The sequence below is a fragment of the Pseudomonas sp. UYEF17 genome, from assembly GCF_040546125.1.
GTDB lineage: Bacteria > Pseudomonadota > Gammaproteobacteria > Pseudomonadales > Pseudomonadaceae > Aquipseudomonas > Aquipseudomonas putida_Z.
In genome coordinates, this window is sequence record NZ_JBEPNE010000002.1 from 268,936 (window position 1) to 287,301 (window position 18,366).

Below are 18,366 nucleotides of genomic sequence, written 5' to 3' on the forward strand. Positions count from 1 at the left end.
CAAGCGAATAGGCGAAAAGGAGTATTGGGGTGTCGAGTACCGATGATGAACTGGCAGGGGTCAAGGACTGGTGGAACCGCAACGGCAAGCCGCTGCTGACCGGTGCCCTGTTGGCTGGCGTGGTGGTGTTGGGCTGGAATACCTGGCACAAGTACCAGAACAATCAGTCGCAAGGTGCCTCGCAGCTGTACCAGGCCTTGCTGGAGACCAGCCTGACGCCGACTGGCCAGCCTGACGCGACCAAGGTCGCGGAACTGGCCGGCAAGCTCAAGAGCGAGTTCGGTGGTACCGCCTACGCCCAGTACGGCAGCCTGTTCGTGGCCAAGGTCGCGGTCGAGAGCGGCAAGCTCGACGACGCTGCTGCCGAGTTGAAGAGCGTGCTGGACAAGCCGGCCGATGCCACTCTGGGCGAGATTTCGCGTCAGCGCCTGGCTCGTGTGCTGGCCGCCCAGAACAAGGCCGAGGATGCCCTCAAGCTGCTCGACGGCGACGCCGACAAAGCCTTCCTGGCCAGCCGCGAAGAGTTGAAAGGCGACCTGCTGGTGCAACTGGGTCGCGCCGACGACGCGCACAGCGCTTACGAGAAAGCCAAGGCTGCGTTGTCCGATGAGGCGGCGGTCGGTGGCCTGCAATTGAAGCTGGATGACTTGGCCAAAGGGGACGCGTAAGTGATCGGTTGGAAACATGCAGCAGTGCTGACCCTGGCCGTACTGGCCGCGGGTTGCAGCAGCAACAGCAAGAAGGAACTGCCTCCGGCCGAGCTGACCAAGTTCACCGAGGAAGTGGTGCTGAAAAAGCAGTGGAGCCGTTCGATCGGTGACGGCCAGGGCGAGACCTACAATACCCTCGTACCTGCCATCGAGAACGACCGTATCTACGCCTCCGACGTCAACGGCGAAGTCTTCGCCCTCGACCGCATCACCGGCGACGTGGTGTGGAAGAAGGACCTCGAGCTGCCGGTTTCCGGCGCTGTCGGCGTGGGCTACGGCCTGGTCATGATCGGTACCCTCAAGGGTGAAGTCATCGCCCTGGACTCCAGCACCGGTGAGGAGCGCTGGCGCTCCCGCGTGACCAGCGAAGTACTGGCCCCACCTGCCAACAACGGTGAGGTGGTGGTGGTGCAGACCCAGGACGATCGCCTGATCGGCCTGGATGCCGCCACTGGCGACCGTCGCTGGATCTACGAAAACACCCCGGCCGTGCTGACCCTGCGTGGCACCGGCGCGCCGATCGCCACCAACCGCCTGGCCGTTGCCGGCCTGTCCACCGGCAAGGTGGTGGCGGTGGACATCAACAACGGCGTGCCGGTGTGGGAAAGCCGTGTGGCGATTCCGCAGGGCCGTTCCGAGCTGGACCGCGTGGTCGATATCGACGGCGGCCTGCTGCTGTCGGGTGGTACCCTGTACGTCAGCACCTACCAGGGCCGCGTCGCGGGCCTGGACCTGGAAAGCGGCCGCGTGCTGTGGCAGCGTGATGCCTCCAGCTACGTGGGTGTCGCCCAGGGCTACGGTAACGTCTATGTCAGCGAAGCTTCCGGTACTGTCGAAAGCGTCGACGAGCGCTCGTCCAGCGCCCTGTGGACCAACGACACCATGGCTCGCCGCCAGCTGACCGCGCCTGAAGTGTTCTCCAGCTACGTGGCGGTGGGCGACTTCGAGGGTTACCTGCACCTGCTGAGCCAGGTCGATGGCCGCTTCGTCGGCCGTGAGCGTATCGACAGTGATGGCCTGCGTGCCCGCCCACTTGTGGTCGGCGACACCATCTACGTCTTCGGCAACAGCGGCAAGCTCGAGGCACTGACCATCCGCTGAAGCTATGCTTGAAGCCTTGGCGGGCTTCAAGCCGCGGCGTAGGACACGCCGCCCGAACTCCGGCCGCTGCCTTGCAGCGGCCTTTGCATTTTCAAGAATTCAAGAGTGGAGAGCCGAATGGTTCCCGTAATCGCCCTGGTGGGCCGCCCGAACGTCGGCAAATCCACCATGTTCAACCGCCTGACCAAGACCCGCGATGCCATCGTCGGTGACCTGTCGGGCCTGACCCGTGACCGCCAGTATGGTGATGCCAGCTGGCAGGGTCGCTCCTTCATCCTGATCGACACCGGCGGTATCACCGGTGACGAAGTGGGCATGGACGAGAAAATGGCCGAGCAGTCGCTCATGGCCATCGAAGAAGCCGACTATGTGCTGTTCCTGGTCGATGCCCGTGCCGGCATGACCGCTGCCGACCAGATGATCGCCGAGCACCTGCGCAAGCGGAACAAGGAAGCGATCCTGGTTGCCAACAAGATCGACAACATCGATGCCGATGTGGCACGCGCCGAGTTCTCGCCGCTGGGCATGGGCAACGCCATCCCGGTGGCCGGCTCCCAGGGCCGCGGCATCAACGCGCTGATGGAGGCCGTGCTCGGCCACCTGCCACGCGACCAGGTCGAGGAAGCGCTGGACGCCGAAGTCGCCGAAGGCGAGGAAGCGGTGCGCATCCCGGGCCCGAGCGAGAAGGATGGCATCAAGATCGCCATCATCGGCCGCCCCAACGTCGGCAAGTCGACCCTGGTCAACCGCATGCTCGGCGAAGAGCGCGTGGTGGTGTACGACCAGCCGGGCACCACCCGCGACAGTATCTACATCCCGTTCGAGCGCGATGACGAGAAGTACACCTTCATCGACACCGCCGGCGTGCGCAAGCGCGGCAAGATCCACGAGGAAGTCGAAAAGTTCTCGGTGGTGAAGACGCTGCAGGCGATCAAGGACGCCAACGTGGTGATCTTCGTCATGGACGCCCGCGAAGGCGTGGTTGACCACGACCTGAACCTGCTGGGCTTTGCCCTGGAAGCCGGCCGTGCCATCGTCATCGCCCTGAACAAGTGGGACGGCATGGAGCCGGGCGAGCGTGACTACGTGAAGACCGAACTGGAGCGCCGGCTGTTCTTCGTCGATTTCGCCGACATCCACTTCATCTCCGCCCTGCACGGCACTGGCGTGGGCCACCTGTACAAGTCGGTGCAGGCCGCGTTCAAGTCGGCGGTAACCCGCTGGCCGACCAGCCGCCTGACGCAGATCCTCGAAGATGCCGTGAGCGAGCACCAGCCGCCGCTGGTCAACGGCCGCCGCATCAAGCTGCGCTATGCCCACCTTGGTGGTGCCAACCCGCCGCTGATCGTGATCCACGGCAACCAGACCGACAAGATTCCGAAGTCGTACTCGCGTTACCTGGAGAACACCTACCGGCGTGTGCTGAAGCTGGTCGGTACGCCGATCCGCATCGAGTACAAGGGCGGTGAGAACCCGTACGAGGGCAAGAAGAACACCCTCACCGACCGCCAGGTCAACAAGAAGCGCCGCCTGATGTCGCACCACAAGAAGGCCGAGAAGAAGCGCCGCGACAAGCGCTGATTCCGCGTCGACTTCTTCGCGGGTAAACCCGCTCCTACAGGACCCACAGTTTTCGAAATCTGTGCAGTACCTGTGGGAGCGGGTTTACCCGCGAAGAGGCCCTTTGATCCAGCGCAAATCCCCCTATTGTTTCAACCTTTTTCCTGACCGCTCGATCCGCTATGCTCGGACTCCACCCCGTGCCGGATACACCCCAGGAAAGAGGGCTCCATGATCCGCAGCAAACTGCCGAATGTCGGCACGACCATCTTCACCACCATGTCCCAGCTCGCCGTGCAGACCGGCGCGCTCAACCTGTCGCAAGGCTTTCCCGACTTCAATGGCCCGCAGGCGCTGCTCGATGCAGTCGGCCGGCATGTGGCCGCCGGGCATAACCAGTATTCGCCGATGACCGGCTTGCCGGCCCTGCGCCAGCAGGTGGCGGCCAAGGTCGCGCGGCTGTATGGCGCGCAGGTGGATGCCGACCAGGAAGTGACCATCACCCCTGGCGCCACCGAGGCGATCTTCTGCGCCATCCAGGCAGTGGTGCATGCCGGTGACGAGGTAATCGTCTTCGATCCTTGCTACGACAGCTACGAGCCGTCCGTGGAACTGGCCGGTGGGCGCTGCGTGCATGTACAGCTGAGCGACGGCGATTTCCGCATCGACTGGCAGAAGTTCAGCGATGCCCTCAGCCCGCGCACGCGCATGGTGATCCTCAATTCACCGCACAACCCCAGCGGTGCGCTGATTACCCGAGAAGACCTCGACCAATTGGCCCGGCTTATCGCTGATCGCGATATCTACCTGGTCAGCGATGAAGTGTATGAACACCTGGTCTACGACGGCGTGCGCCATGCCAGCGTGTTGGCCCACGAGCAACTGTATCAACGCGCCTTCGTGGTCAGCTCGTTCGGCAAGACTTATCACGTCACAGGCTGGAAGACCGGCTATGTGATCGCCCCGCCGGCGCTGAGTGCCGAGCTGCGCAAGGTACACCAGTACGTCAACTTCTGCGGTGTGACCCCGCTGCAGTGCGCCCTGGCCGATTTCATGGCCGAGCACCCCGAGCATATCGATGAACTGCCGGCCTTCTACCAGGCCAAGCGAGACTTGTTCTGCGGCTTGCTGGAGGGTTCGCGGTTCCGTTTCACCCGTACGGCGGGTACCTATTTCCAGCTGGTGGACTATTCGCAGATCCGCCCGGACCTGAACGATGTCGACATGTCGCTGTGGCTGACCCGTGAGCACGGCGTGGCGACCATCCCGGTGTCGGTGTTCTACCAGCAACCCATCCCCGAGCAACGCCTGGTTCGCCTGTGCTTTGCCAAACGAGAGGAGACGCTGCGTCAGGCAGCGGAAAAACTATGCGCGATCTGAGTACACTGCCGAACCTGAAAGTCGCCCTGGTGCAGACCACCCTGGCCTGGCACGACCGCGAGGCCAACTATGCGCACTTCGAGGTGCTGCTGGAGCAGGTGGGCGAAGTGGACCTGGTGATCCTGCCGGAAATGTTCACTACCGGTTTTTCCATGCAATCGGAAAGCCTGTGCGAGCCGGAAAACGGCCCGACCTACAAATGGCTGAAGGCCCAGGCGAAGAAGTACAACACGGTAATTACCGGCAGCGTGATCATCCAGGCCGCCGATGGCAGCCACCGCAACCGCCTGCTGTGGGCTCGGCCGGATGGCGAGATCCTGCACTACGACAAGCGCCACCTGTTCCGCATGGCTGGTGAGCACAAGCATTACACCCCGGGTGAGCGCCAAGTGCAGTTCGAGCTCAAGGGCTGGCGGATTCGCCCGCTGATCTGCTACGACCTGCGCTTCCCGGTGTGGAGCCGCGATGCCCAGGACACAGACCTGTTGCTATATACCGCCAACTGGCCGGCTGCGCGCCGCCAGCACTGGAACCGCCTGTTGCCGGCGCGGGGTATCGAGAACCTGTGCTATGTGGCGGCGGTGAACCGGGTGGGCACCGACGGCAAGGGCTTTGCCTACTCTGGTGACAGCCAAGTGCTGGACTTCCAGGGCGAGAGCCTGCTCAGTGCCGGGGAGGCCGACGGGGTGTTCACCGCGGTGTTGAGCGCGGCGGAGCTGGCGGCCTACCGGACCAAGTTCCCGGCCAACCTGGATGCTGACACCTTCGAGCTGCACTAAGCCGGAACTGTATGGCTTGAATTGGCCTGTATGGTCTGAATTGGCCTTTATTGTGGGAGCGGCCTTGTGTCGCGAAAGGGCTGCGTAGCAGCCCCAGCAATTCATGCATCGCTGCCGATATCCCGGGGCCGCTGCGCGGCCCTTTCGCGACACAAGGCCGCTCCCACAAGGGCCGGTGCAGCTAGCTAGTACACATCCCGCCGATACCGCCCATCCTCGATCAGTTGCTGCACTACCGCTTCCCCGAGGATGCCGTTGAGCGCCGCATCCACCCCGGCAGCCATGCCTTGCAGGCTGCCACATACATACACACAGGCGCCATCCGCGACCCAGCGCTTGAACTCTTCAGCCTGCTGCAGCAACACATCCTGTACATACACCTTGTCGGCCTGATCCCGCGAAAATGCGAGGTCCAGGCGTGCCAGGTCGCCTTTGTCCAGCCAGCCTTGCAGCTCGTTACCGCACAGTAGGTCATGCGCCCGGTTACGCTCGCCGAACAGCAGCCAATTGCGCTGCTCGCCAGCATTCACCCGCGCGCGGAGCAGGCTGCGCAGGCCGGCCAGGCCGGTGCCGTTGCCAATCAACACCAGCGGTGCCGCCGTTTCCGGCAGGTGGAAGCTGCTGTTGCGCCGCAAACGCAGGCTCAGCGTACCGTCAAGCGGCAGGTATTCGGTCAGCCAGCCGGAACCCAGGCCCAGGTTGCCATCGGCATGGCGCTCCTGGCGCACGATCAGCTCCAGCACGCCATCGCTGGCGATCGAGGCAATCGAGTACTCGCGGCTGCCGATCGGCACCAGTGCGTCGACCAGCGCCTGCGGCTGCAAACCGACCAGGTGATCGCGACGGGTCGGCAACTGGCGGCCGGCCAGGGCCTGGGCGAGGGTTTCGCCCAGGCCATTCACTTGCACCTTGGCCTCGGCGTCCAGCGCCATGCCATCGAGGAAGGCGTCGATCCTCGGCTGGCCATTGAGCGGCAGGATCTCCACCAGGTCGCCAGCATCCCAGCTGGCGGGCTGTTCCGGTCGCAGGCCCAGCAGGTACACCGGCTGGCCCTGGCTGCCCGGGTTGAGCAGTTCGCGGCGCACCAGCGACCAGTTGCCGAAGCTCGGCGGCTGCCAGGCGGCCACTGGCTGGGCGCCGGTCAGTTGCGCCAGTTCCTGCTGCCACTGCTGCAGCGCGGCCTGGTCGGCGTTGTCCACTTCCACCGGGCTGAACGCACTGCTGGCACCGCGTTCACCCAGCCATGCCTGCAGGCGGCGGGCGAAGCCGCAGAAGTGCGGATACTGGCGGTCACCGAGGGCGAGCAGGGCATAGCTGAGGTTGTTCAGCGCCCAAGGCTGGCCGAGCACCTTGCGCTCGAAGGCGCGGGCGCTGTCGGGGGCTTCGCCGTCGCCGAAGGTGCTGACCACGAACAGCGCACGGCGGGCCTGGCGCAGGTCGCTTTCACCCAGTTCTGCCAGGGCGCGTACCTGAACTGGCAGGCCGGCGGCCTGAAGCTGCCCGGCGCTCTGCCAGGCCAGTTGTTCGGCAAGCCCGCTCTGGCTGGCAAAGCCGATCAGCCAGCTGTCGCCGCTGGCAGTGTTGCTGGTGACGTTGCCACGGGCTGCACGTACCTGGCGCTTCTTGCGACGGCGGTCGAGGTACAGCAGCCAGCCGGTGACGAAGAACAGCGGCATGGTCAGGCTGGCGATGGTGACGATGATGCGCCCCGGCAGGCCGAAGTATTCGCCCACGTGCAGGGCGTAGACGCTCTGCAGCAACTGGGCCTTGAAGGACTTGTCGGTGTAGCGGTCATGCCTTTTCACCTGGCCGCTGGCTGGGTCCAGTACCAGGGTGTTGAAGGCACGTGGGTGGTCGGCGTTGTCCAGCAGGTAGAACAGGTTGGCCGGCTGGCCGCCTACCGGTGGCAGGCGCAGGTTGTACATGGCCAGGCCCGGGCCGGCAGCGTCCTTGAGGTTGGCCCAGATCGCGTCGTAGTCGACCACTAGCGGCGGGGCGTTCTTGTCGATCTTCTGCGGCCCGTGGCGGCCCCGGCCTTCGCCGCGCTTTTGCTGCTGGCCGGCGGCCGGCGCGTCGGCCAGCAGCTTGTTCAGGCCCTCGCGGTACCACTCGTAGGACCAGAACAGCCCGGTCAGGGCGAACAGCAGGTAGAACAGCAGGCACCAGGTGCCGGCCACCGCGTGCAGGTCCCAGTTGAAGGCGCGGCCTTTCTTGGCCCAGTCGAAGGTCAGCCAGGTGCGCCAGTCCAGCGCATTGCGCGGCCAGCGCAGGTACAGGCCGGAGAGGCAGAAGAACACCAGCATCAGGGTGCAGGCACCGGTGATCTGCCGGCCGCTGTCGCCCATGGCCAGGAAGCGGTGCAGGTTGAGCATGAGGTTGAAGAAGCCTTGCCCGGCCACCTCTCCCTTGAGTTCGCCGGTGTACGGGTCGGCATAGCGCAACTGGCCACGGCGCTCGCCTGGTGGTGGGGTGAAGAAGACGCGTGCGGCGTTGCCTTCGCGTACATCGACCCACAGCATCGCCACCTTGTCGTGCTGCTGGGCCTCGACCCGCTGGACCAGTTCGGCCGGGGGCAGCACGCCGTCCGGGCGCACCTGGACCTTCAGGACATCGGCATTCAGCGCGCGCAGCAGTTCTTCCTGAAACGAGTACAAGGCCCCGGTGATACCCATCAAGGCCAGCACCAGGCCAGCGGTGATGCCAAAGAACCAGTGCAATTGGAACAGCGTCTTCTTCACCACATGATCACCTTGTGTTTCTGCCGCACACTGCGCGGCGTGCATTATGCCTTGATACGCAAAAGCCCCGCTCACGGGAATGAACGGGGCAGGGTGGGCTCGTCAGTCAGGCTTGTGTTGTCTGTACCGGCCTCTTCGCGGGTGAACCCGCTCCCACAGGTACTGCACTGACCTCAGGTCCAGTGATATCTCTGTGGGAGCGGGTTCACCCGCGAAAGGACCGGCACAGGCGCAGCCCATTCAACAGATCAACCCCATCCCGGCATCAGAAGTGGAAGCTGGTGGTCAACAGCGCAGTCCGCCCGGCGGCCTGGTTGGCATAGTGCCCACTGTAGGCCTTGTCGTAGTAGACCTCGTTGGTGAGGTTCTGCACGTTCAACTGCAGGTCGACGTGCTTGGTCAGCTTGTAGCTGGCCATGGCGTCATAGCGCCAGTACGAGTCGACCATCACGCTGTTGGTGGTGTTGCCGAACACTTCATCGACGTAGAAGGCACCACCACCAATGGTCAGCTTCGGTGTGACGTTGTAGGTGGTCCACAGGGTCAGGCTGTTGTTCGGTGTGTTAGGCAGCTGGTTGCCATCGTTGTAACCGTCGATGAACACCGTGCCGACCCGCTGCGCGCCGCCGTCGACGAGCTTGGCATCCAGGTAGGTGTAGCCGGCGAATACTTGCCAGGCGTCGGTCAGCTTGCCGCTGGCGCTGAGCTCCAGGCCATCGACACGGGTCTTGCCGATGTTCTGGTAGGTGTTGTTATCCACCAATACACGAGCGTCTTCCTTCTCGGTGCGGAAAATGGCTGCGGTCAACGCCAGGCGTTCGTCGAGCAGATCCCACTTGGTACCGATTTCGTAGTTGGTGGTTTTTTCCGGTTTCAGCTCGCTGGTGGTGGTGGCCGTGACCAGCGCGTTGCCGTCGGAACCTTCGCCGAGCGAGGCGCCAGGAGGGGTGGCGGAGGTGGCATAGGACACATAGATGCTGCCGTTCTCGGCAGGCTTCCAGGTCAGGCCCAGCTGGCCAGTGACGAACTCACTGGTGTCTTCGGTCTTGAAGCTGGTGGAACCGTTGGCCGCTTTGGTCTTGACCTTGGTGTCGAAGTGGTCGTAACGCAGGCCCATGGTCAGCAACCAGGCCGGGTCGAGCTCCAGCGTGTCGGTGAAGTAGATGGCGCGGGTGTTGCCAGCCGTATCGGCACCGGCTTCGGTGCGGCTGATGGTACCGTCCCACTCTTCATGCGGGTTGGGGTTCGGGAACGAAGTGCAGACACCCGAGATCTGGCCTGTTGCACTCGAGCAGTTGCCGGCGCCGAAACCGGTGACGTCATAGCCCGATTTTACCGAGGTTTCCCGGCTGAGTTCGATTCCGGTGGAGAAGCTGTTCTTCATGCCGCCAACGTAGAAATCCCCATACAGGTCGGTCTGGTTGGTGGTGGTGCGGGTGTTGGCGACACGGTTGTTCGGGCGACGCCAGACTTCACCGTTGAGGATGTTGCCTTTGCTGTCGTCTGGCTGGCTGTAGATGTAATCCTGCAGCGTATTGCCATGGCGCAGGGTGTTCTTGATGGTCAGCGAGTCGCTCAGGTCGTGTTCGATGCTGATGGTCGAGATATCTGCACGGCTCTTGGAGAAATCGCGACCGACCAGGCCGTAGTAGTTGCTGCTGCTGCCACCGCCATGGGTCGGCTTGTCCGGGTTGGCCGAGGTGCGAGCCGCCGAGCTGCCGGAGCGCAGGCTGTAGGGAATACCCGAATCCGGCAGGTCGTCGCTTTCCACGTGGTAGTAGTCAAGGCTCACGCGGGTATCGGTGCCCAGACCGAACACCAGCGAAGGTGCCACGCCCCAGCGGTCGTAGTTGACCTCATCGCGGCCGGCGACGTTGCTTTTGTGGGTCATCAGGTTCAGGCGGCCAGCGACGCTGTCGCTGAACTGATAGTTGCCATCCAGGGTGTAGCGCTGGGTCTGATCGCTGCCCCAGGTCCAGGCGCCGTCGAGCGAGTTGCCCAGGTGCGCACGCTTGCTGACCATGTTGATGGTGCCACCGGCAGCGCCACGGCCAGCGATCGAGGAGTTCGGGCCCTTGGCCACTTCCACCGACTCGATGGCGAAGATTTCGCGGGTTTGCGAACCGGTATCGCGCACGCCGTCCAGGTACATCGAGCTTTGGCTGTCGAAGCCGCGAATGAATGGGCGATCGCCGGAGGGGTTGCCACCTTCGCCGGCACCCATGGTGATGCCCGGCACGGTGCGCAGTGCATCCTGCAGGGTCAGGGCGCTGGTGTCCTTGATCACTTGCTGCGGGATCACGGTGATCGAGCGCGGGGTATCTACCAGCGGTGCGGTGTACTTCTGCGAAGAGGCCTTGTCGACCTTGTAATCGGTGCTGGCCTGTTCAGCCTTGCCGTTGACGCTGGTGGCGTCGAGGGTGATAGCGCTGCTGGCGGCCGGGTCAGCGGCATAGGCCGACGAAGCGCTGAGGGCGACACCGATGGCAGACACGATCAGGCGTGGTGAACTCACTGCAGATGGTACGTACTGGCGCATTGCTAAGGACCTTCCCCAAGGTGTTAAGGCCGCGGATCTTAATGTAAGCAATTGTGACTCACAATTGAGAGTCGTTACCATTCGTGAAGAATTTACAATCTTTACAATTTGCCTTTACGGTTTCATCAAGCTGAAACGTCTTAAGCGGCGAATGGGGCTTGTGAAGCGCAAAAGGGAATCAATATCATTGGCACCTTTACATTTTCCAACGGTGCTGCCGCCATGCTGCTTCACATCCCCGGCCTGTTTCACGCCGATGAACTGGCCTGTATCCGCGAGGCGCTGGAGCAGGCCGACTGGGCCGACGGCAAGATCACGGCCGGCTACCAGTCGGCCAAGGCCAAGCACAACCTGCAGTTGCCGGAAGGTCACCCGCTGGCCAAGGAGATCGGCAGTGCGCTGATCGACCGCCTGTGGCAGACCCCGCGCTTCATGTCTGCAGCCTTGCCGCACAAGGTGTTCCCGCCGCTGATCAACTGCTACCGCGAAGGCGGCAATTTCGGCTTCCACATCGACAACGCCCTGCGCCAGCCCAAGGGCAGCCCGGAGCGGGTGCGTACCGATCTTTCTTCCACGCTGTTCCTCAGCGATCCGGACAGCTACGACGGCGGCGAGCTGGTGATCCAGGACACCTATGGCGTGCAGCAGGTCAAGCTGGCCGCCGGTGACCTGGTGCTGTACCCCGGCACCAGCCTGCACAAGGTCAACCCGGTTACCCGTGGCCAGCGTTACGCCGCGTTCTTCTGGACCCAGAGCCTGGTGCGCGAGGACAGCCAGCGGGCATTGCTGTTCGAGATGGACAATGCCATCCAGCAACTGACTGCCGATGTGCCGGAGCATCCATCACTGCTACAGCTGACCGGCACCTACCACAACCTGCTGCGCCGCTGGGCCGAGGTCTGAACCGTGTCCTATCAGTTGCGGCGTGAGGAAGTAGTGGATGTGGCGGGTTTGCAGGCCATGCTGGAAGAAAGCCCTGGCAAGGCCGCCCAGGCGATCCTGGCGGCGGCCGGGCAGGGCGCGGTGGAGGCACAGTTGCTGCTGGGGCAGATCCTGCTCGACGGGCGCGGCATTCAGGCGGATGCCGCCGTGGCCAGGCGCTGGTTCGGCATCGCCGCGCAGGGCGGCAGTGCCATGGCGCACAACATGCTGGGGCGTTGCCTGGAGCATGGCTGGGGCGGTGAGCCAAGCCAGGCACAGGCGGCCATCCACTATGCGCGTGCGGCCGATGCCGGGCTGGACTGGGGGCTGTACAACCTGGGCAACCTGCTGGCCACCGGGCGCGGCGTACCGGCCAACCAGGCGCAGGCGCTGATGTGCTACGAGAAGGCCGCGCACATGGGGCATGCCAAGTCGATGAACCTGTACGGGCGTTATCTGGAGCAAGGCATCGCCACGGCGCCCAACCCGGCACGGGCGGTGCGCTGGTATAGGCGTTCGGCCGAGGCGGGGGACTTTCGTGGCATGTTCAGCCTGGGACTGGTGCTGGTCGAGCGTGGGCAGGTGGCGGAAGCCGGGCCCTGGCTGGAGCGGGCGCGGGTCGAGGGGAACATGAATTTCCTGCGCAGTGCGCTGATGACCTTGCAGGGGGCGGGGCCGGTGTTGATGGCCTTTGCGGCGCGGTATGCCGAGGAGATCGAACGGCGCGAAGCTTGAGGTTCCCTCAAGGCCCGCACTACCTGTAGGAGCAGCCTTGTGCTGCGAAGAGGCCGGCATGACAAAAGATGGCCTTTGGCATTTATGGCCTCTTCGCAGCACAAGGCTGCTCCTACAGGGAGTTGCACAGGCCTGAAGGCGGAAAGCACAAATGAAAACGGGGCCTTGCGGCCCCGTCTTGCGTTACAGGTAGTAAGCCTTCAGCGGCGGGAAGCCGTTGAATTCCACTGCGCTGTAGCTGGTGGTGTAGGCACCGGTCGACAGCCAGTACAGGCGGTCGCCGATGGCCAGGTTCAGCGGCAGGCCGTACTTGTAGTGCTCGTACATGATGTCGGCGCTGTCGCAGGTCGGGCCGGCGATGACCACTTCTTCGGCCTCGCCTTTCTTCTCGGTCCAGATCGGGAACTTGATGGACTCGTCCATGGTTTCGATCAGGCCGGAGAACTTGCCCACATCGGTGTAGATCCAGCGCTCGACGGCGGTGCGCGACTTGCGTGCAACCAGTACCACTTCGCTGACCAGGATACCGGCGTTGGCAATCAGCGAACGGCCCGGCTCGAGGATGATTTCCGGCAGGTCGTCACCGAAGTCTTCCTTCAGGAAGCGGATGATCTCTTCGGCGTAGGTTTCCAGGCTGTTGGTCCGGGTGATGTAGTTGGCCGGGAAGCCGCCACCCATGTTGATCAGCTTCAGCTCGATGCCGTCTTCTTCCTTCAGGCGCTCGAAGATCACCTTGACCTTGGCGATGGCAGCATCCCACACGCTGATGTCGCGCTGCTGCGAGCCAACATGGAAGGAAATGCCGTAAGGCACCAGGCCCAGGTCGCGGGCGAGGATCAGCAGGTCCATGGCCATGTCGGTCTGGCAACCGAATTTACGCGACAGCGGCCAGTCGGCAGTGGTCGAGCCTTCGGTGAGGATACGTACGTACACTTTCGAACCCGGTGCGGCCTTGGCGATGTTGCGCAGGTCGGCTTCCGAGTCGGTGGCATACAGGCGCACGCCCTTCTCGTAGAAGTAGCGGATGTCCTTGGACTTCTTGATGGTGTTGCCGTAGCTGATACGGTCAGCGCTTACGCCGCGGCCCAGTACCTTGTCCAGCTCGTAGATCGAGGCGATGTCGAAGCTCGAACCTTTCTCTTTGAGCAGGTCGATGATTTCCACGGCCGGGTTGGCCTTGACCGCGTAGTACACCTTGGCGAATTCGAAACCAGCACGCAGGTCGTCATAGGCCTGGCTGATCATCTGGGTGTCGATGAGTACGAACGGGGTTTCCTGCTTGTCGGCGAACGCCTTCATTTTCTGGAAGGTGTCACGCGCGAAATAGTCTTCGACCTGGATCGACATGCTCAGGGACTCCATGGGCAAACTGAAAATTTAAGTGGCTGCAAACTGAACGTCCTCCGTATCCCCACTTTGGTTCGCCTACTCAGTACTTGAGCCGGATGGATCGTTTCCAGCATGGACGTTCGGCGCGCACTTTAGGGCGTGAAGAATGCAGAATCAACAGGCAATCCGGGCGTGATCGACGCGGATCGACGACCTGCCATTTGAATAACCGACCCATGTGACCGGCTGATGTTCCCCGGAGTGTTTCAAGCGTAAAAAATAGTGGAATGGAGCGCGTTGGCTCCTTCGCGGGCACGCCCGCTCCCACAGGCATCTCGCGGTTCCTGTGGGAGCGGGCGTGCCCGCGAAAGGGCCTCAGGTGTTCATATTTATGGCCACATTTCCCTGGCACCGCCGTGCATGAAAAAGACGATAAATTTTTTGTTACCGACTGGCGGAATTGCCGTGTTTGATGAGAAACATTACTATTCGCACCCTTGTCTGCCTCCCTGATGACCCCCGACCGTGTCCGGACCCAAAGGCTTCCTCGACCACTACCATGAGCTGATCGGCACCTGGACGCGCAAGTTGCGCAGTCGACAGCAGGCCGAGGACCTCACCCACGATGCCTTTGTCCGGGTACTGGAAAACCCGCGCGAGCAGGTCGAGCAGCCACGCGCCTACCTGCACCAGACCGCACGCAATATTGCCGTGGATGGTTTCCGGCGCGAGGACCGCCGCCAGGCCCTGGAGCTGGAAGCCTTCGACGAAGGCGTGGCCGCCAGTGGCGACCCCGAGGCCTTCGTGCATGCGCTGGAGCTGGCCGACAGTGTCGAGCGTGCGCTGGCCGAACTGCCGCTCAATTGCCGGCAGGTGTTCATCTGGCAGAAGCTCGAAGGCCTGACCCAGGCCGAGATCGCCGAGCGCATGGGGTTGAGCAAGAACATGGTCGAAAAGTATATGATCCGCACGCTCCGGCATCTGCGTGAGCACCTGGATGTGTCGGCATGATGAGTCAGGAGACCTTTTCGATGAAACAGCACGGTACCGATACCGTCCGCGAGCAGGCGGCCGCGTGGTTCGCCCGGGTGCAGGATGCGCCTCGCGATGCCGGGCTGCAGGCGCAGCTGCACGCCTGGCTGGAAGGCGATGCACGGCACCGTGATGAGTACCAGCAGCTCGCCCGCCTGTGGCAGGCCACCGACTTCATCCCGCGCCAGCGCCTGGAAGCGCTGTGCCAGCCGGCACCGGTACGCCAGTTGCCACGTCGGCGCTTCGTGCGCCAGGCCTTGGCCGCCAGCGTGGCCGCACTGGCGTTGGGCCTGGGCTGGGGCGGCTGGCACTACCAGCAACTGAATCACCAGGGCAGCTTGCAGACCGCCTTCAACGAACGCCGCCAGGTCGAACTGCCGGATGGTTCGCACCTTGAACTCAACGGCAGCACGCAAGTGCAGGTCGCTTTCAGCGCCGGCCAGCGGCATGTCCGGCTGATGGCGGGTGAGGTGATGTTCACCGTCGCCCACGACAGTGGCAGGCCGTTCGTGGTCGACACCGCCCAGGGCAGCGTGACCGTCACCGGTACCCGTTTCGACGTCCGCCTGGACCCGGCCAGCACCCGCGTGGCGGTGGAGCAGGGCTCGGTGCGTGTGCAGGGCAAGGGCGCCTCGCTGGCGCAGCTCACGGCGGGCCAGGGCTCGCATATAGATGCACAAGGCCAGGTGGCGGCGCCCTATGCGGTGAATACCGGCGCCCTGACTGCCTGGCGCCAAGGCAGACTGGTGTTCGACAACGCCACCCTGGCCGAGGTGGTGGCCGAGGCCTCGCGTTACCGCAGCCAGCCGCTGCGGGTCGCCCCCGGTAAAGTCGCCCAGCTGCGGCTGTCCAGCACCTTCAGCACCGACGACACCGACGCGCTGCTGCGTGCCTTGCCGAGCATCCTGCCGGTGGCCATCAAGGCCCATGAAGATGGCTCGCGCGAAATAATCGCGAAATAGATTCAGGTTTTTTTCCGCTCGTTCGTCTTCCCCGCCAGCTGCAACTGCCAAGCATTTCCATTTGCATGCGGTTGGCGTTTATTCCGTATTCCAGGAAGTTTCGACGACGTGAACAACAACAAGCCCTTCCCACGCTTCCGCGCCCTGGCGCTGGCCCTGGCGGTCAGTGCCGTGGCCGTCAACAGCCAGGCCGCAGAGGCCGGCAGCACCATCCAGATCCAGGCCCAACCCTTGGCTTCGGCGCTGAACCAGCTGGGCCAGCAGACCAACCTGCAGCTGTTCTTCAGCCCCGAGCTGGTGGCCGGCAAGCAGGCCCCGGCGGTGTACGGCCAGCTGGCGCCCGAGCAGGCGCTTCAGCAGCTGCTGCAAGGCAGCGGCCTGACCTACGAGATGTCCCAGGGCACCGTGGTGGTCAAGCCGGCCCAGGCCGATGGCACCCTCACCACCGGCAGCCTGGAGCTGGCGCCCACCGACATCAAGGTGGTGGGTGACTGGCTGGGCGATGCCCAACAGAGCGTGGTGCAGAACCACCCCGGCGCGCGCACCGTGGTACGCCGCGAGGCGATGGTGGAGAAGGGCGCAATGAACGTGCGCGACGTGCTGCGCGGCATCCCGGGCGTGCAGGTGCAGGACTCCAACGGCACTGGCGGCAGTGACCTGTCGCTGAACGTGGGTGTTCGCGGCCTGACTTCGCGCCTGTCGCCACGCTCCACGGTGCTGATCGACGGCATCCCGGCCGCCTTCGCGCCCTATGGCCAGCCGCAGCTGTCGATGGCGCCGATTTCCTCGGGCAACCTCGACAGCATCGACGTGGTGCGTGGCGCCGGTTCCGTGCGTTATGGCCCGCAGAACGTCGGCGGGGTGATCAACTTCGTTACCCGGGCGATCCCGGAGAAGGCCTCGGCCGAGCTGTCCACCACCCTGGAAACCTCCCAGCATGGCGGCTGGAAACACACCGAGTCGGCCTTCGTCGGCGGCACGGCGGACAACGGCATGGGCGTGGCGCTGCTGTACACCGGGGTGAATGGCAACGGCTACCGTGCAAGCAACAATGGCAACGACATCGACGATGTCATCCTCAAGACCCACTGGGCGCCGACCGACGTTGACGAGTTCTGGCTCAACTTCCACTACTACGACGGCCGAGCCGACATGCCTGGCGGCCTGACCCAGGCGCAATACGACAGCAACCCGTACCAGTCGCTGCGCGACTACGACTACTTTGCCGGCCGGCGCAAGGACGTGTCGTTCAAGTGGCAGCGCCAACTCGACGACGCCACCCAGTTCGAAGTGCTGACCTACTACACCGACAGCTTCCGCGGCAGCGCCATTGCCTCGCGCGACATGAAGACCCTGTCGTCGTACCCGCGCAACTACCATACCTTTGCCATCGAACCACGGCTGTCGCGGATCTTCTTCGCCGGCCCGACCACCCAGGAAGTCAGCGTGGGTTACCGCTACCTGAAGGAAGCGATGCGTGAGCAGTCGACCCGCCTGGCGCTGATCGACAACGTGCCGACGCCGACCCCGACCTCCGACGGCCATGTGTTCCAGGACCGCAGCGGTGGTACCGAGGCCAGCGCCTACTACATCGACGACAAGATCGACGTGGGTAACTGGACCATCACCCCAGGTATCCGCTTCGAGCACATCAACACCGACTGGCGCGACCGCCCGGTGCTCGGTGCCAACGGCCAGCCGGTGCCGGAGAAGAAACGCAGCATCACCAGCAACGAGCCACTGCCGGCGCTGAGCGTGATGTACCACATCTCCGATGCGTGGAAGGTGTTCGCCAACTACGAGACCTCGTTCGGCAGCCTGCAGTACTTCCAGCTGGGCCAGGGTGGTACTGGCAACAGCACGGCCAATGGCCTGGAGCCGGAAAAGGCCAAGACCTACGAAATCGGTACCCGCTATGACAATGGCGGCTTTGCCGGTGAGCTGACGGCGTTCTATATCGACTTCGATGACGAACTGCAGTACATCAGCAACGACGTGGGCTGGACCAACCTCGGCGCGACCAAGCACCAGGGGATCGAGGCCTCGGTGCGCTATGACCTGGACGGGTTGGACCCGCGCCTGGAAGGGCTGTCGGTGAGCGGTGGCTATACCTATACCCGCGCTACTTATGAAGGGGACATCCCTGGCTTCGAGGGCCGTGACCTGCCGTTCTATTCACGCCAGGTGGCCACTGCCGGGGTGCGTTACGCGGTCAACCACTGGACCTGGAACCTGGATGCCTACGCCCAATCCAAGCAGCGCGCGCCGGGTACCGGGATCAATGCCGATGGCAGCTTCAACGGCGACTACATCACCGAGCCGAGTGCGGATGGGCAGTACGGTGATATTCCGGGTTACGTGACCTGGCATGCCCGTGGCGGGTATGAGTTCGGGCCCCAGATGTCCAACCTGAAGCTGGCGGCGGGGGTGAAGAACCTGTTCGACAAGCAGTACTTCACCCGCTCCAGCGACAACAATGCCGGCATCTATGTGGGTGAGCCGCGGACCTTCTATGTGCAGGCCAGTGTAGGGTTCTGACATCGCGTCGCCTGCTTCGCGGGTGAACCCGCTCCCACAGGT

At 63.5% G+C, this 18,366-nt stretch carries 13 protein-coding genes; 10 read left to right on the plus strand and 3 right to left on the minus strand.

The genetic code is table 11. From position 1 onward, the window contains the following. Positions 1-29 precede the first annotated feature (29 nt). The 5 genes from ABIB24_RS04095 (at position 30) to ABIB24_RS04115 (ending at position 5,530) form a co-directional block, all read left to right on the plus strand. The gene (locus ABIB24_RS04095; RefSeq protein WP_013971027.1) at positions 30-668 is read left to right on the plus strand and encodes a tetratricopeptide repeat protein; all 639 of its coding nucleotides are present in this window, start codon (positions 30-32) and stop codon (positions 666-668) included. Next, entirely contained in the window at positions 669-1,811 is a 1,143-nt protein-coding gene (bamB, locus tag ABIB24_RS04100; RefSeq protein WP_025337779.1) for an outer membrane protein assembly factor BamB, read from the plus strand. 117 nt (positions 1,812-1,928) lie between these two features. Beyond that, positions 1,929-3,392, plus strand: coding sequence for a ribosome biogenesis GTPase Der (der, locus tag ABIB24_RS04105; protein WP_025337780.1), 1,464 nt, complete (start codon positions 1,929-1,931; stop codon positions 3,390-3,392). 210 nt (positions 3,393-3,602) lie between these two features. Beyond that, positions 3,603-4,751 carry a pyridoxal phosphate-dependent aminotransferase gene (locus tag ABIB24_RS04110; protein ID WP_085587448.1) on the plus strand — a complete coding sequence of 383 codons (1,149 nt, stop codon included), beginning with the start codon at positions 3,603-3,605 and terminating at the stop codon, positions 4,749-4,751. Next, complete coding sequence (locus ABIB24_RS04115; protein WP_023661352.1) at positions 4,739-5,530, plus strand: amidohydrolase; 792 nt, start codon at positions 4,739-4,741, stop codon at positions 5,528-5,530. Before ABIB24_RS04110 ends, ABIB24_RS04115 begins: the two co-directional genes overlap by 13 nt. A 185-nt stretch (positions 5,531-5,715) precedes the next feature. Here ABIB24_RS04115 and ABIB24_RS04120 read toward each other — a convergent pair whose 3' ends face one another. Next, positions 5,716-8,271, minus strand: a complete 2,556-nt coding sequence (locus ABIB24_RS04120) for a PepSY domain-containing protein (protein WP_354316153.1) — start codon at positions 8,269-8,271, stop codon at positions 5,716-5,718. A 262-nt stretch (positions 8,272-8,533) separates the two neighbouring features. Beyond that, positions 8,534-10,807 (minus strand): TonB-dependent receptor, encoded by a 2,274-nt coding sequence (locus tag ABIB24_RS04125; protein WP_289515047.1) that lies wholly within the window; start codon positions 10,805-10,807, stop codon positions 8,534-8,536. Between the two features lie 222 nt (positions 10,808-11,029). Between ABIB24_RS04125 and ABIB24_RS04130 the strand changes: the two genes are divergently transcribed. Both ABIB24_RS04130 and ABIB24_RS04135 read left to right on the plus strand, forming a co-directional pair. Next, the gene (locus tag ABIB24_RS04130; RefSeq protein ID WP_354316154.1) at positions 11,030-11,710 is read left to right on the plus strand and encodes a Fe2+-dependent dioxygenase; all 681 of its coding nucleotides are present in this window, start codon (positions 11,030-11,032) and stop codon (positions 11,708-11,710) included. 3 nt (positions 11,711-11,713) lie between these two features. Next, positions 11,714-12,463: a tetratricopeptide repeat protein gene (locus ABIB24_RS04135; protein ID WP_137163034.1), complete on the plus strand. Its 750-nt coding sequence runs from the start codon at positions 11,714-11,716 to the stop codon at positions 12,461-12,463. Between the two features lie 183 nt (positions 12,464-12,646). Here ABIB24_RS04135 and ABIB24_RS04140 read toward each other — a convergent pair whose 3' ends face one another. Further along, entirely contained in the window at positions 12,647-13,810 is a 1,164-nt protein-coding gene (locus ABIB24_RS04140) for a type III PLP-dependent enzyme (protein ID WP_354316155.1), read from the minus strand. 507 nt (positions 13,811-14,317) lie between these two features. Between ABIB24_RS04140 and ABIB24_RS04145 the strand changes: the two genes are divergently transcribed. The 3 genes from ABIB24_RS04145 (at position 14,318) to ABIB24_RS04155 (ending at position 18,324) form a co-directional block, all read left to right on the plus strand. Continuing rightward, on the plus strand, positions 14,318-14,803 hold the full coding sequence (locus ABIB24_RS04145) for a sigma-70 family RNA polymerase sigma factor (RefSeq protein ID WP_274078550.1): 486 nt from the start codon (positions 14,318-14,320) through the stop codon (positions 14,801-14,803). Between the two features lie 20 nt (positions 14,804-14,823). Further along, entirely contained in the window at positions 14,824-15,786 is a 963-nt protein-coding gene (locus ABIB24_RS04150; RefSeq protein WP_061551932.1) for a FecR family protein, read from the plus strand. Positions 15,787-15,894: 108 nt separating this feature from the next. After that, positions 15,895-18,324: a TonB-dependent siderophore receptor gene (locus ABIB24_RS04155; protein WP_354316156.1), complete on the plus strand. Its 2,430-nt coding sequence runs from the start codon at positions 15,895-15,897 to the stop codon at positions 18,322-18,324. Positions 18,325-18,366 lie beyond the last annotated feature (42 nt).